The sequence below is a fragment of the Staphylococcus sp. HMSC06C11 genome, from assembly GCF_001808345.1.
Taxonomy (GTDB): Bacteria; Bacillota; Bacilli; order Staphylococcales; family Staphylococcaceae; genus Staphylococcus; species Staphylococcus capitis.
The window spans coordinates 41,871-57,869 of sequence record NZ_KV793032.1 but is presented as its reverse complement, the minus strand read 5'-3'; the positions used below and the strand labels follow the sequence as shown (position 1 = coordinate 57,869).

13 protein-coding genes are annotated in these 15,999 nt (G+C 34.4%); 10 read left to right on the top strand and 3 right to left on the bottom strand.

Annotation, left to right across the window (positions count from 1 at the left end; translation table 11 throughout):
- Positions 1–227: 227 nt before the first annotated feature.
- The 3 genes from lip to HMPREF3154_RS02045 all read left to right on the top strand — a co-directional run bounded on the left by lip (position 228) and on the right by HMPREF3154_RS02045 (position 6,014).
- Positions 228–2,558, top strand: a complete 2,331-nt coding sequence (lip, locus tag HMPREF3154_RS02055) for a YSIRK-targeted triacylglycerol lipase (RefSeq protein WP_070474269.1) — start codon at positions 228–230, stop codon at positions 2,556–2,558.
- Between the two features lie 234 nt (positions 2,559–2,792).
- Positions 2,793–4,133, top strand: a complete 1,341-nt coding sequence (locus HMPREF3154_RS02050; protein WP_002434924.1) for a glucose transporter GlcP — start codon at positions 2,793–2,795, stop codon at positions 4,131–4,133.
- Between the two features lie 171 nt (positions 4,134–4,304).
- A complete protein-coding gene (locus tag HMPREF3154_RS02045) occupies positions 4,305–6,014 on the top strand; it encodes an ABC-ATPase domain-containing protein (protein WP_030058832.1) in 1,710 nt (569 codons plus the stop codon).
- A 220-nt stretch (positions 6,015–6,234) separates the two neighbouring features.
- Here HMPREF3154_RS02045 and HMPREF3154_RS02040 read toward each other — a convergent pair whose 3' ends face one another.
- Positions 6,235–7,893: an FAD-binding dehydrogenase gene (locus HMPREF3154_RS02040; protein ID WP_049326423.1), complete on the bottom strand. Its 1,659-nt coding sequence runs from the start codon at positions 7,891–7,893 to the stop codon at positions 6,235–6,237.
- Between the two features lie 224 nt (positions 7,894–8,117).
- Between HMPREF3154_RS02040 and HMPREF3154_RS02035 the strand changes: the two genes are divergently transcribed.
- Both HMPREF3154_RS02035 and HMPREF3154_RS02030 read left to right on the top strand, forming a co-directional pair.
- Positions 8,118–8,540: a MarR family winged helix-turn-helix transcriptional regulator gene (locus tag HMPREF3154_RS02035; protein WP_030058836.1), complete on the top strand. Its 423-nt coding sequence runs from the start codon at positions 8,118–8,120 to the stop codon at positions 8,538–8,540.
- A 42-nt stretch (positions 8,541–8,582) separates the two neighbouring features.
- Complete coding sequence (locus HMPREF3154_RS02030; protein ID WP_030058838.1) at positions 8,583–9,077, top strand: MepB family protein; 495 nt, start codon at positions 8,583–8,585, stop codon at positions 9,075–9,077.
- Positions 9,078–9,079: 2 nt separating this feature from the next.
- On the opposite strand, the gene HMPREF3154_RS02025 is transcribed toward HMPREF3154_RS02030, so the two are convergent.
- Positions 9,080–10,228 (bottom strand): MFS transporter, encoded by a 1,149-nt coding sequence (locus HMPREF3154_RS02025; RefSeq protein ID WP_030058840.1) that lies wholly within the window; start codon positions 10,226–10,228, stop codon positions 9,080–9,082.
- 125 nt (positions 10,229–10,353) lie between these two features.
- Here HMPREF3154_RS02025 and HMPREF3154_RS02020 point away from each other — a divergent pair, with 125 nt between their 5' ends.
- From HMPREF3154_RS02020 to rarD, 5 genes are all read left to right on the top strand, one after another.
- Complete coding sequence (locus tag HMPREF3154_RS02020) at positions 10,354–11,169, top strand: LysR family transcriptional regulator (protein WP_030058841.1); 816 nt, start codon at positions 10,354–10,356, stop codon at positions 11,167–11,169.
- A gap of 155 nt (positions 11,170–11,324) precedes the next feature.
- Positions 11,325–11,834 carry a YfiT family bacillithiol transferase gene (locus tag HMPREF3154_RS02015; protein WP_030058842.1) on the top strand — a complete coding sequence of 170 codons (510 nt, stop codon included), beginning with the start codon at positions 11,325–11,327 and terminating at the stop codon, positions 11,832–11,834.
- A gap of 209 nt (positions 11,835–12,043) precedes the next feature.
- Positions 12,044–13,033 carry a DUF418 domain-containing protein gene (locus HMPREF3154_RS02010; RefSeq protein WP_030058843.1) on the top strand — a complete coding sequence of 330 codons (990 nt, stop codon included), beginning with the start codon at positions 12,044–12,046 and terminating at the stop codon, positions 13,031–13,033.
- Between the two features lie 96 nt (positions 13,034–13,129).
- Entirely contained in the window at positions 13,130–13,339 is a 210-nt protein-coding gene (locus tag HMPREF3154_RS02005) for a zinc ribbon domain-containing protein (protein WP_002434976.1), read from the top strand.
- Positions 13,340–13,514: 175 nt separating this feature from the next.
- Positions 13,515–14,417, top strand: a complete 903-nt coding sequence (gene rarD / locus HMPREF3154_RS02000) for an EamA family transporter RarD (RefSeq protein WP_030058846.1) — start codon at positions 13,515–13,517, stop codon at positions 14,415–14,417.
- Positions 14,418–14,492: 75 nt separating this feature from the next.
- Here the strand turns inward: rarD and HMPREF3154_RS01995 are convergent, their stop codons facing one another.
- On the bottom strand, positions 14,493–15,911 hold the full coding sequence (locus HMPREF3154_RS01995) for an anion permease (RefSeq protein ID WP_030058848.1): 1,419 nt from the start codon (positions 15,909–15,911) through the stop codon (positions 14,493–14,495).
- Positions 15,912–15,999: the final 88 nt, after the last annotated feature.

Sequence of the window (15,999 nt, the reverse complement as noted above, 5' to 3'; positions counted from 1 at the left end):
TTGTATGTCTTTAACAAGATGTAAAAGTAACTTCATGCTAGCTTAATGTTCGTATTTTATGATAAGGGTGCCTTTAGGTGTTTGTAAGGTATTTTTAATAGAAAGGAGTATGAAGATGATAAAAGCATGGTTGAGTAAAATATTTGAGTTAATTCCACGCGCTATCGTAAATATTTTCGTTTAAAGCAAGCTTCTAAACTAAAAAATTAAAACTGAGGTGCTAAAAAATGAAAAACAGAAAGAACTCTTACAGTATTCGCAAATTAAGTGTTGGTGCGTCTTCAATCATTGTCGCATCGATGTTATTTATTGGGGGCGGCGCTGCACACGCGGCAGAACAGGATGTACAAGGGAATTCTGAAAGTCATACAGCACAATCACACGGGGCAGATAATGAAAATTTAAGTGAGCCACAAACGAATGATCAAAAAGATAGCCAAACAGTAGAAACTAAGAATGATACTTCATCAGCTATACATAAAGATGAAACACAAAACCAAGCGCAAACAAACACTGCGAACCATCCATCAAACAATGATAATCAATCTAATGAAGACCTAACGACAGATCAATCTACTTCGGAACAGACAGATAAAGATCAATCAAAAGAACAACCAGTTGATAATCAAACTACAGAAGATAAACAATCAAAACAAGATATTAATCAATCAAACATACAAAAGCAATCACCTGAAAATAATGATGGACAAGAAAGTAAAACTCAACAAGATACAGTCAATAAGCAGGAAAGTGCAGCTGTAACGACACCTGCAAAAGAAAATCAAGATAATAAGCAGCAAAATTTAGATGAAACTGCTAATAAAACAACACAAGAGTCAAGTTCAGAAGTAGCAAAGGTTCGTAATAATGAGGAAACTGCAAAATCTGAAGATACTCAATCAGATAATGAAAAAGAGCAAACAACCTCTGAGGACGTGAAAGATCAAGCATCTTCATATGAAAATACATTAGAGTCTTCTCAAAATAATAAAGCTGATGCAACAACACCTAATAACGACAAAGATAAAACAAATAAAACTCAACCAGAGCAACGTAATCATAAAGTATCAACTTCAACTCAAAATAAAGAATTAAATCGTGAAACAACACAGCAATCTAAAGATAATGAACAACAAAGCGATGTTGCAGAAAAAGAAGCTCCAGTAGAAGCTTTAAATAATGATCAACAGTCAAATTCATCTCAAAAAGATGCAAAAGATAAACAACTTAAAGTAAATGATTTAAAGAATGATAAAGCGACAGACCATTCTTCACCTAGTGACAAAGATGATCAATCTAAAAAAGGATTAAATACGTTAACACGCAATGCGATTGCTACACCTAAAAAGAAATCAGCACAACAATCTGAAACAAAAGTTAAAAAGCAAGGCGATAAATCCTTCCCACAAATTCAATATAAAAACCATGATCCAATCATACTTGTTCATGGCTTCAACGGATATACTACAGATAATGGTCCAGTACTAGGTCATAACTACTGGGGCGGTAAACGAATTAAACTTACACAAGAGTTAAGAGCTAAAGGTTACAACGTTAGTGAAGCGAGCGTGAGTGCATTCGGCAGTAACTATGATAGAGCTGTGGAATTATATTACTATATTAAAGGCGGTACAGTTGATTACGGTGCTGCACATGCTGCTAAATACGGTCATGATCGTTATGGTAAAACATATGCTGGGGCGTATCGCGATTGGAAGCCTGGTCAAAAAATTCATTTAATTGGTCATAGTATGGGTGGACAAACTGTTCGTTTACTAGAAGAAATGCTTCGAAAAGGTAATCCTGAAGAAGTTAAATATCAAAAGAAACACGGTGGCGACATTTCTCCTTTATATAAAGGTGGCCAAGATAACATGGTTTCTTCAATCACGACATTAGCAGCACCACACAATGGTACTCATGCAGCTGATATCGGCAACGAACCATTTATTCGCCAACTTGCATATGATTACGCTAAATTCCAAGGTAGTAAACATTCAAAAGTTGACGTAGGTTTAAAACAATGGGGTCTTGCTCAAAGAGACGATGAAACGAATGCTGAATATCTAAAACGTGTTAAGAATACTAGTAAGATATGGAAAACGAAAGATAATGCATTCTATGATTTAAGTCGTGAAGGTACAAGTAAGTTAAATCACCATACGTCACTCAATCCAAATATTGTATATAAAACATACAGTGGGGAATCAACAAGACCAGCATTGAATGGTAGACAAAAAGCTGATATTAATATGGGTATGTCCTATATCGTTACAGGCAATGTGATTGGTAAAGTTCCTGAGAAAGAATGGAGAGTGAATGATGGCTTAGTTTCAGTTGTTTCAGCACAACATCCATTTAACCAAGCATACACACCTGCAACGAAAGATATTAAAAAAGGTGTATGGCAAGTAATGCCTGTAAAACATGAATGGGATCACGGTGATTTCGTTGGATCAGATGGTACAGAAGCACGTATTTCAGTAGATGATTTAAGAGCATTCTGGGACAGCATTGCTGAAGAAATTGTTCAAAATGAAAAAGTAACAGATAAATAACGTTTCAATATATGCACGTCGTTGATATAGAGGACCTTTATCTTCGGCGTGTTTTTTTATGTAAGAAGCTATATGAAGATCGCAATCAAACAACACGATATATTGTGTCTAATTATATTTAATATCTAAAAGACTAAATAAACTAGTCGTAATTAAATTTTAATAAATTATAAATTGAAACGCTTTCATTTTAGGCGTATAATTGCTTTAGTTTTTAAAAAAGGGATGATTTACATGAAAGTGAATAAGTATTTAATATTCATATTGGGAGCATTGGGAGGTTTATTATACGGTTATGACAACGGTGTAATCTCTGGTGCATTACTTTTTATACATAAAGATATACCTCTAAACAGTACGACAGAAGGGATTGTCGTATCATCCATGTTAATTGGTGCTATTATCGGGGCAGGAAGTAGTGGTCCATTAGCCGATAAACTAGGACGTCGTCGTCTTGTAATGTTAATTGCTGTCGTCTTCATTATTGGTGCATTAACACTTGCATTCTCTACAAATCTTGCACTTCTAATTGTGGGACGATTGATTATTGGTTTAGCAGTCGGTGGTTCTATGTCTACAGTACCAGTGTATCTAACTGAAATGGCCCCTACAGAATATCGTGGCTCACTCGGTTCATTAAACCAATTAATGATTACTATTGGTATTTTAGCAGCATATCTTGTGAACTATGCATTCGCTAATATTGAAGGTTGGCGTTGGATGCTTGGTTTAGCAGTTGTACCATCAGTGATTCTACTTATTGGAATTTACTTTATGCCTGAAAGTCCAAGATGGTTACTTGAAAATAGAAGCGAAGAAGCGGCTCGTAAAGTTATGAAGATTACTTATGACGATAGCGAAATTGAAAAAGAGCTTAAAGAAATGAAAGAAATCTCAGCTATTGCTGAATCATCATGGTCAGTAATAAAATCGCCTTGGTTAGGTAGAACACTTATTGTAGGTTGTATCTTTGCGATATTCCAACAATTTATCGGTATTAATGCGGTTATCTTCTATTCTTCATCTATCTTCGCTAAGGCTGGTTTAGGTGAAGCGGCATCTATTTTAGGTTCAGTTGGTATAGGTATAATTAATGTTCTTGTTACAATTGCAGCATTATTTGTAGTTGATAAAATTGACCGTAAGAAATTATTAGTCATTGGTAATATTGGGATGATTGCATCACTTATCATCATGGCAGTATTGATTTGGACAATAGGTATAGCATCGTCAGCGTGGATTATTATCTTATGTTTATCTCTATTTATCGTTTTCTTCGGTATTTCATGGGGACCTGTGTTATGGGTCATGTTACCAGAGCTTTTCCCTATGCGCGCTCGTGGTGCAGCAACTGGTATCTCAGCATTAGTGCTTAATATTGGTACATTAATTGTGTCATTACTATTCCCAATTTTAAGTGATGCGTTAAGTACCGAATGGGTCTTCTTAATCTTCGCTGTAATTGGTATACTTGCAATGCTATTTGTTATTAAATTCTTACCTGAAACACGTGGACGTAGTCTTGAAGAAATTGAACATGATTTACGCGAACGTACAGGCGCTAAAACACATTAAAACATCTAAATTACACTCCGTTTTCAATTTATGATTGAGAACTTGGAGTGTTTTTTTAATTTTAAGTATGCGCGCATAGTTTAATTATTATTAATGAAAAGAACGTTTAATAGTTTTCATGTTCAGGGTAAAAAATGAAAGTTGGAAATATATTGAATGGAGGTGTCTATCTTGAAAAGTGCTCAAGCGCTAGAACGCACTTTAAAGTCATTAGATGGGCAAAAATATGGTGCCTATAAACGTACGAAAGGTGTGTATGAATTCGATCAATTTAGACTTGCTATAGACCATGTACAAGTCGATCCGTTTGCACCACCTTCTAAAATGAGATGTATCGTAGCTAGGGATGAGGCAGGCATACCTGATCAATTATTAGATGACAAATATAAACGTATTGCTGTGAGTGATTTCTTAACGCGAGCAGTGCACAATAAGGTGAGAGAGCTAACAAAAAAGGATAAAAAATCTGGGAAGATACAAATCGATCGCTGTGGACAAGAAATGTTAGAGCGCACCTCTGTGGTGATTAATGATACTGACATTGAAGCGCGTATCGAAGTGGGATTACCTGCAGCAGGTCGTAAAATTCTTGGTAAAGCAGCTGCACATACAATTATCGATACCTTACCAGAAATTGTTGATCAAGCATTACACTATCAACATCTTGACCATTCTAAACTTCAAGATCAAGTCAATCTCATTAAAGATCAGATGTATATTCGAGAAGAATTAGACAAACGCAACCTTGTTTCGTTTGTTGCTAACGGCGCAATCTTACCTCGACAAAGTGGAGTATCTGACCGTCCTATGCACCACGCTATTCAGTTTCAAAGTCCAGAAAAATTTGAGATTCAATTAGACTTGCCTAGTGGAAAATCTATTAAAGGTATGGGCATACCTAAAGGAATTACTTTAATCGTAGGTGGCGGTTATCATGGTAAATCCACATTACTCGAAGCACTTGAGCGTGGTGTATATAATCACATTGACGGAGATGGTAGAGAGTATGTCATCACACAACATGATGCGATGAAGATTCGTGCTGAAGATGGCAGAAGTATTGAGAAAGTCAATATTCAACCATTTATCGATCACTTGCCAGGTAAGAAAGATACTACGGAATTCTCAACAGAAAATGCAAGTGGCAGTACGTCTCAAGCAGCAAATGTGATGGAGGCTTTAGAAGCTCAGACATCGCTTTTACTTATCGATGAAGATACATCTGCGACGAATTTTATGATTCGAGACGGACGTATGCAAAAGTTGATTGCTCCTGAGAAAGAACCGATTACACCATTTTCAAATAAAGTTAAACCATTATACGAGGATTACGATGTCTCAACAATTCTTATTGTTGGTGGCTCAGGAGATTACTTTGATGTGGCTGACCAAGTATTAATGATGGATGAATATCATTTGAAAGATGTGACAGTTGAGGCAAAAGACATCGCACAATCTACAGGATATGAAAGACTTGATATGTCCAACAGTGAATTTGGTAGCATTCCGTCTAGAGTCCCTCTTAAATCTAGCTTCAATAAGAAAGGCAAAGATGGTCGTTTTAAAGCTAAAGGGCTTCATGCAGTTACTTATGGTAAAGAACCTATCCAAATCTCTGGTTTAGAGCAACTTGTCGATGATAGCCAGACTAATAGTTTAGCAGTGATGTTAGATTATCTTAACAACGAATTACTCAATGATAATGATACATTGATTGAAGCAACAGATCGTTTATATCAACGTATTGAAGCAGAAGGTTTAGAAGTTATTTCACATCATCAAGGTCACCCAGGTAATTTAGCCTTACCACGTAAACAAGAGTTGATAGGTACAATTAATAGATATAGAGGATTACACATTCGTAGCGATAAAACTGAATAGAGATAATGATTAAGCGTATTGTTAAATCTCACTTTGTTGAGTAAATTAACAATACGCTTTTTATGGTCCATTATGTATGCTATTTATCGCTCGGTTTTTCGCATCGTTGATTTCACTATTATCTTAAATTAGAAATAAAATTGCGAGTAAAAATTCGAGGAGTATAAAACCTAAAAAAAGGTTACCCATATCCTAAATGAGTAACCTTGATTTCAAAATATTATAAGTTATGTTTATCGATACCTTCAGCAGCTCTAATACCACTAAAGATACAACCACCTAAGAAGGTACCTTCAAGTGCACGATAACCGTGAAGACCACCGCCACCAAAGCCAGATGCTTCACCAGCAGCATATAATCCTTGTATAGGTTCACGTTGTTGGTTGATAGCACGTCCATCTAAATCGGTTTGAATACCACCTAGTGTTTTACGACTAATAATGTTAAGTTTTACTGCAATTAATTTACCACTTTGATTACTTAGGAAAGGTTTAGGTTTTGCAGTTCGTACAATTTTATCTCCTAAAAACTGTCGTGCATTATGAATAAATGCTACTTGAGGGTCTTTACTAAATGAATTGGTAATTTGCAAATCACGTGATTTAATTTCAGCTTTAATATCTTCGTATTTTAAAAGATCATCATCTACGAGTTCATTCATTTTCTTAACGAGCGTGCCTAAATCATCGGCAACCACAAAGTCTTCACCTTTTTCCATAAATGCATTCACTGGTGAAGTCGCTTGTTTGCTTAATCGCTCTTTAATTAACAACTGAATGTCTTTGTTAGTTAAATCTGGATTTTGTTCTGAACCTGATAACACAAACTCTTTTTTAATGATATCTTCAGTCAAAATAAACCATGAATAGTCATATCCTGTTTTCATAATAGTTTCCAACGTGTGTAAAGTATCAAAACCAGGATAATCTGGTGCAGACATACGATGTCCTTCAGCATCAAACCACATTGATGAAGGACCAGGAATGATACGAATCCCATGTTGAGTCCAAATTGGACTATGGTTTTTAACGCCTTCTGTATAATGCCACATACGATCTTTATTAACGATGTTGACGCCTGCATTTTCAGAAATACCAATCAAACGTCCATCAGTAGAGTCTGGCACACCTTGAATCATATGTTCAGGGGCTTGGCCTAGACGTTTAGGCCAATACTTCTTAATTAATTCGATATTTGCCCCAATACCGCCTGATGTAATAACAAGATGTTCGACATCATATGAAAATGTATCAATCACTTGTCGAGAGGAAGGGGTGCCACGTTCAACATCACTATCTTCGAGAATATTCCCAGAGATATGGCGTACTTGATTATCTTCAATGTCGATAGATGTGACTTGATGTCTAGGTAAGAAAGTGACGCGACCTTCTTGCTCTTGTTGAAGGACATAATTACTAAATGGTTCTACAAGTCCAGGGCCTGTTCCCCATGTAATATGGAAACGAGGAACTGAATTACCGTGACCCGATGCTGAAGCGCCACCACGTTCAGCCCAACCTAGAATTGGAGTTAATTTAACGCCCATACGATTTAAGTAGTCTTCCTTTTCATATGTTGCGAATTTAACATAAGCTTTTGCCCATTGTTCAGCCCAATAGTCCTCTCCATCAAGACGGTCAAACTGTGCTGAGCCTAACCAGTCATTGAGTGCTAATTCATAAGAATCTTTGACACCATAACGACGTTGCACTTTTGAATTGACTAAGAATAAGCCTCCGAATGACCAGTATGCTTGGCCACCAATAGCTTGTCTAGGTTCTTGGTCGATTAAAGTCACATGGTATCCCTTCTTAAGAAGTTCCGTTGCAGCTACGAGACCACTTAAACCGGCACCGATGATATGTACAGTTTTAGTCATGAATATACTCCTTTATAAATTTTCAATTTTTATATGTAATATGCACAAGTTAACACATATTTTATCATTAAGTTCCCTTGACGTATAACCTTTATATGAAAATGAACACCACTATTGTGAACTTCATTTTCAAATGAATAAAATAATCCATGTTTATTTCTACAAAAGAAGCAACAATGTATAATAAGAATTAACCAACTAAAGACATCAATGGAGGTGCAAGAATGACACAAATCAACGGAATAGACGAGTGGGTTGAAGTTACAGAATATTTTCGATACATCGAGGACATGATTGAGCGTAATTTCAAACAAAACTATGGTGTTAGTTTAAGAGAGTTCTATGTACTTCATGAATTATATAAAGCGAAAGACAAAAAGTATAAAATTAATGATTTAATAAAAGAAGTGAAATTGAGTCAGAGTGCGATGTCGCGTCTCATAGATCGACTGCGATCTCCGAAGAAAGCATTAATATGTAAGGATATAAGTGATGAAGATCAACGTGCGACGTATATTTATCTTACAGGCAAAGGCAATTCTATTGTTCAACAACTCATGAAAGATTATAGAAAGTTAATTAGCAAAGTCGATATCGAAAGTATTGAACGACAAATACAAAGAGCTAAACGTGCTAATTTATCTTAAGTCATAATAGCGTTAATTATTAAACAAAAGGTGCGACTGTAAATGACATTTAAGTCTGTTCAATTGATGGAAGATTTAGTGAGAAATTTAAATATAAACTTTGAAATATATGCTAATGAAAAATGGAATAAAGAATATGAAGCACTTGATTTGAGTATTAATCATATAAAATGTAAAAGCAGATTAGCTAAGAAAACGAATAAAAAACAGGGATATTTCGTAACATTATGGACTAAAGATTCGATGTCAGTTAATCAACCATTTGAGTATGCTAATTTTCCTGAGAAATTAATAGTAAATGTGATTGATAAGGACAAACTTGGCCAATTTATCTTTCCAAAAGATGAATTATTAAAACGAGAGATATTAAGTAATCATTTTAAGAAAGGTAAAATGGCCTTTAGAGTTTATCCTAGTTGGGTTACACACTTAAATTCTACTGCCCTAAAAACGCAAGCATGGCAGAGTAAATATTTTATAGACTTAACGGAAAACATTGATAAACAGACTATATTAAGGTTATATGGGGAGATATGAATTTAAAATGACTGCTTTTTATCTATTAATATATTTGTTAGTTGGACTAATAAACCAATACCACAAATAAAAATAGATAGATAAACTAGCATGTTTATATTGTGAGTGATAAATAATAATGAACCACATAAAGCTGATCCAATACTACTTCCCAAGTAATTAACTGAGCTATTTAATGCTACTGCAGTCTCACCATAACTTTTATAATTTTTAATAAGTATATGTTGTTGAGGAGCCTGTGTAGCCCAACCCATAGCGCCCCAAAGTAAAAAAGGGAGGCAGCTCGCGATAGGTGTGTGGATTGAGATAGGTAGAAGTATGAAGCTAAATAAAAGAAGTATCATTATACTTAGCACAATTAGGTTAGTAAACTTAAACATATCTATAATAAACCCGATACTAAAGCTTCCTATCAAGCCTCCAATACCCCACAACATCAAATAAGTAGTAAGAGAATAGATACTTTGATAATGTTCAACAATTTTACTTAAATAGGTATATAAACCTAAACTAGCGATTGCTGCACACACTGTAACTGTCATTATTCGAATAATATGAGGATGTATAAATAGCTTAAATCTTTCTTTGATACTTGGTGGAGTCGGGGCAAATATTGCTCTAAAGTGAATAGCTATAAGTACACACGTTAGGGTACTTATTAAGACAATAAATAATAAAGTGACTCTCCAAGAGCTTAAATTTGATATTTGGATACCTAAAGGTACCCCGATGACAGTACCTATACTCATGCCTCCAACCACAGTCGCAAGAGCTTTCCCTCTATTTTTATTCTCTACTAATTGACTGCCTGTACTAACTGCCATTGGAGAAAAGATGCCTGCACCTAATCCAGCAATTGCTCTTGCCAAGAGATAAATAGGTAAATTAACTGCCAAAGATGTCATGATGTTCGCAAAAATAAAGATGATTAGAGCGAATATAAGTGTTTGCTTAACATTAATTTTAGCTAAAAAGATAGAAAATAATGGCGCAGAAATTGCAAATACAAGTGTAAATATTGTTACACCTTGTCCGATTGCAGTACTTGATTGATTTAAACTTCTACTCATTTCAGGTATTAAGCCTGCGACGATATAAGTATCCATACCTAATGAAAACATTCCCAAGGCTAATATTAGTATTTTCTTCATAATAACCTCCTGTGCAAAACTAAATAGTTTTTAATAATGTAAATTAAGGTTAGTATTTAAATATAAAACTTGGAATAATAAAAGAGTTTCATGGTGTATTAACTAAAAGTTTCAAGGGGATTAATATGGAGACAGATTATATTAGAGATATATTGGAAGTGGCTAAATATAATAGCTTTAACAAAGCATCAGAGGTAATGAATATCAGCACGCCTGCAATACGAAAAAGAGTTACTTCAGTCGAAAATGAATTAAATCAACAAATATTCATAAGAAACAGAAAAGGTGTGTTCTTAACTAAAGAAGGTCAATCAATACTAGAGAAACTAAATAAAATTTATGAAGAAGTTGAAAAAGTAAAAATTAGTAACTCACAGATAAACAAAAGAGACATAAAAGTAGGATTACTTCCGAGTATTAACCCACATAATATTAAAAAAATTGAAGAAACTGAGGATTTGAATTTTCAATATATAATTAATGATAATACAGCTAGCTTGATAGAATCATTAAAAATTAAAGAAATAGATGTAGCTATTGGCGATATCGGTAACATGTCGATAAAGAACTTTTATGCTCAAAAGTTTTATGAAGAAGATTACTTCATAGTCTATTCTGAAAGACGAGAAAAGTTGAATAATTCTTTGTTAAATCTTGGTAATGAAAGAATTTACATTCAAACACCACCATGTGACACACTGCATTTTTTAAACAAAGTTTTAAAAATTAAAGAAGATCTATTAGTTTACAACGATTATTTTGAGACAATTTTAGCCAATGTCTCTGCAAATAAAGGTATAACTCTTTTACCAGAATCATACTTGGATAAGGTAAGTGATAACCTTAATTATATAAAGCTTGAAGAATACGTACGTGAAATAGGTCTCATATCATCTAGTGAATCGTTAAACGCGTATGTAAATGAGATATTAAGCAATTAGTTTATACAAAGATTTCAGCGTAAAAGCAAACATTATACAAAAGTTTTAATGAAAATTATATCTATGATAAATGCCTTATTCGGTAAAGTGTAATCTTTCTTTCGCTCAAATTATTCCTTATACTAGATGTGTAATTATGAAAAGGGGTGGAGGATATGGATGTTAGATTTCCTATAGGAGAATTAGAGTTACCGAACAAAGTAACTTTAGTTGATGTGAAACAATGGATGAGTGAAGTAGAAACATATATTGATCAACTAAAAAATGTTGTTGATGACCTATCAGATGAGCAACTAACTAAAAAATATCGAGAAGGTAGTTGGACAGTCAGACAACTTGTACATCATATTGCAGACTCTCAAATGCAATTATTTAGCCGCTTAAAGTTAGCTTTAACTGAGGAACACCCATCAGCACCTGAGTTTGACCAAAATCAGTGGGTGGATTTAGCAGACTCAAGTTTACCTATCGAAATTTCTATACAATTACTAGATGCCCTAAATCAACGTGTTGTTGCTATTGGTGAAAACGTATCAAACTCGGACCTTGAAAGGAAAGTTAATTTAGAGGGAACAGATGACTTAACCGTAGCATTCTTATTGGCTAAATTATCATGGCATGAGCGTCATCATCTAGAACACATTAAAATTGCACTTTCAAATTAAGACAGAGGGTTGTCTAATAATATAACGAGAGTCAAAAGGATGGGACAATATTGTCTTATCCTTATTACAATGATGTATTAATATTACTCTTGTTTAGACGCACTTTGAACAAACCTTTCATCTATGAAAGAAACTAACTGCAAAATGTAAGATTAGGTAAATGCACGAAATTTTTCAGCCTCCTATCATAAAGATAAGGAGGTTATGTTATGGATAAGAAGCGTATAGTTGAGTTAGATATTATTCGAGGCATAGCGATTTCAGTCGTTCTTTTTGCAAATGTTTCAGAAGTATTGCCCATTTTCGAAGATGAAAAGAAACCTCATTTTACAAGTCTAGATTATATGATTAAACAATTTTTCTCACTATTTATAGATGGACGTTTTATTATGTTGTTTACTTTATTATTTGGTATCGGAATGGGCATATTTATGAATAATGCGCGTAAAAAATCACTTTCACCGTTAAAGCTGATGTTTAGACGTTTACTCTTTCTATTTGTTGTAGGTATCTTTGGTATGATTTTATCATTACCATACGCAGAATATGCAATATGTGGCGCTGTCATCATGTGGTTATTCTTGTTACCTCAAGCACGCTATAATTTATGGATTTCAATTCTTACACTATTAAGCATCAATATCATGACATTTGTAGATACGAATTCCAACTTATATTTAATTGATGCAATGGCAGTGATGCTATTTGGGATGTACATGTCACAAAGTGGTATGATTTATAGATTTAAGCACCATCGTAAGTTTTTCTTAAATACATTCCTTATTTGCTTAGCAGCTATTATTGTTTTAATCGGAATAAAGTATATTGGTTCTAATTTATCATGGATGAATATAGAAGACTTAGTCACACCATTCCAAACGCTCATTTACTTCATAATACTATTATTCATTACTGATAAAGAGAGTGTTCAACGTCTTTTAGTACCTTTTGAAAAGTTAGGTAAAACAGCGTTTACGAATTTTATGGCTCAAATGTTATTACTATATTTCTTTATAAGATTTGTGTTCCCATATAATCATCCAACACCAATTCAATCAATCTGTATTGCGCTACCTATCCTCATAATAAGTATGTTAGTGACACATTGGTGGCTTAAACGTTATCGTCAAGGCCCTCTTGAAGCGTTGTGGCGTAAATGGACCTATAAAAATGTACCTAAGAAAGTAAAAAGTCGCTAAAAAAACTAATTCATACAGTCCCTATGAAGAATAGTGTTTCATAAACCTTTCAATGTGTAATAGGTTAATTAATAAGAGAATTAAGGGGGAATAAAAATGACTGAAGAAAAAGGTTGCGTGAAGTGTGGTCATACGGAAATAGAAGAAGGAACACTATCTGCTACAGGATCAGGTTTATCGAAAATGTTTGATGTTCAGCACAATAACTTTAAAACAATCACATGTACGAATTGTGGTTATACCGAGTTTTACAAAGAAAGTGCTAACCGTGCAAGTGACTTCATAGACTTATTCTTTGGGGGATAATCATTTTTTTGAATCCAAATCTCATGCGTTATTAATTAAAATTCATTTTTTACCAAATATCTTTAAACAGATTTGTATCATTCATAGTAAAGAATTAGTAAACTAAATAAGCATACTATAAAATGAGCTGAAATAACGCTCATTTTTTATTTTACATAAAGTGAGGGGGCTTCTAATGACATCTGAGTATAAAAAGGGAATATTTTTTGCGTTAGGTGCTTACGTTTTATGGGGGATACTCCCTATTTATTGGGAACTTATAGATCATATTGGTGCATTTGAAATTCTTGCTTTTAGAATTATTTTCTCAATGATATTTATGATTCTTCTGCTTGTAGTAGGGCGCAAACAACGAGAGGCGTTCCTTAGAGATGTGAATCAATTATTTACACATCCTGTACAACTTGTAGCAATTATTGTAGCGGGATATGTAATCACGATAAATTGGGGAACTTTTATTTGGGCAGTAACAAATGGGCATGTACTTCAATCAAGTTTAGGTTATTATATTAATCCACTTGTCAGTATCGTGCTAGCGCTCATTTTCTTAAAAGAGAGATTTAACAAATTTGAATGGTTAGCCATCATCTTTGCATTAATCGGTGTACTCTATATGACTATTAAAATAGGGGAATTTCCATTCGTATCTATCATGCTCGCCTTATCATTTGGTTTGTATGGACTCCTTAAAAAGATTGTACATATCGATGCGATTAGCAGTATAGCGATAGAATGTATTGTCACTGCGCCAGCGGGAATAATTTATGTTATCTACTTATGGCAACAACATCACATGACGTTTGGATTTAATATGTCGTCATTTTGGCTTGTCTTCTCAGGGGCAGTAACAGCAATCCCACTAATATTGTTCTCAGCAGGAGCGAAACGTATACCATTATCACTTACAGGTTTTATTCAGTATGTAGGACCAACAATTATGTTTATTCTCGGCATTTTCGTCTTTAAAGAAAAGTTTGATGTCCATCAATTAATTACATTTATATTTATATGGATTGGAATTATTCTATATAGTATTTCGCAATATATGAATATTAAGAGAAATCCAATTGCGAAATAAACGCTTCGTTAAAAAGTATATTAAATAAGAAAAGAATCGCTCATTTGAGCGATTCTTTTTTATCATGTTCAAAAATTACATCATTCCAATTAATTTCATCCATAATGAACCTAATCCAATCCAAATAATAAAGTAAACGATACCGAGTACAAGGTTCATAAGCCACCAACGTTTCTGTGATACATAGCCAGAAGCATAAAGAATTGGTGCTGGACCACTACTATAGTGCGTAGTTGAGGCTAGTAAATTACCGAAGAAACCTAACATCAATGCACTGAATAACGGTGGCGCACCAGCTGCTACTGCAACGCCAAGTAACGCGGCATACATGGCACTGACATGTGCAGTTGCACTCGCAAATAAATAGTGTGAGTAGAAGAAAAATAGAATGAGTAAAACTAACACGATTGGCCAACTAAAGCCACCTAAACTATGTGCGATGAGTTTACTTAACCAAGGAATAAATCCTAATTTATTTAATTGATCTGCCATTAATACGAGTACCGAGAACCAAACAAGTGTATTCCAGGCACCTGTTTCATTTAATATATCTTTCCAATTTAATACGCCTGTAAGTAAGAGAAGAGATAACGCGATAAAGGCTGTTAACGTCGCATCAATATTGATAAAGCTACCAGTTATCCAAAGTATTAACGCTACGATAAAAATCCCAATCATAAATTTCTCAGCTAATGAAATTTTGCCCATTTCTTCTAATTGATCAGTAGCCCACTTTTTAGCGTTAGGTGTTTCTTTAACAGTTGGAGGGTACATTTTATAAATAATGAATGGGACAACTATTAGTGAAATAAGACCAGGAACGATAGCTGCAACAAACCAATTCATCCAGGTAATATGAACATGAGCGGTCTTCTCAGCTAAACTTTGAGCGATAGGGTTACCTGCCATTGCAGTTAAGAACATAGCTGCCGTAATAAGGTTACCTTGGAACTCTGTAAATATTAAAAATGCACCCATCTTTCTCTCAGTGCCGTCTTTAGGTGTTGAACCAAATGATTCTGAGAGAGATTTAATGATAGGGAACATTATTCCACCTGCACGAGCAGTGTTACTAGGTGTTGCTGGTGCTAAAATTAAATCTACACCTACAAGGGAATAAGCAAGACCTAGCGTCTTCTTACCAAATAATTTTACGAATTGAAGCGCAATACGTCGGCCGAGTCCTGTTTTAACAAACCCTCTTGAAATGAAAAAGGCCATAGCGATAAGCCAGATACTACTATTACCAAAACCTTCAACAGCTGATTTTGTATCCATGATGCCAACGAGTACCATAATCGTAAAGCCAATGATAGATACAGCACCGATTGTCATAGGTTGCGTGATACATGCGATAATTGTAGCCACAAAAATTGCAAACATATACCAAGCTTGGTCATTTAAAGCATCAGGTTTAAAAGGGGTGAGTGCCCAAATAATCAATCCTACAACAATTGGAAGTATGAATTTACGATATTTAACCGTATTCTCCATCGTCACTTTCCTTCTTTCTATCTCAAATTAAACTTTTTACATTTCAATCATAGTCTTCTGTAAATGAGATGTACAGACCTAAAAGAAT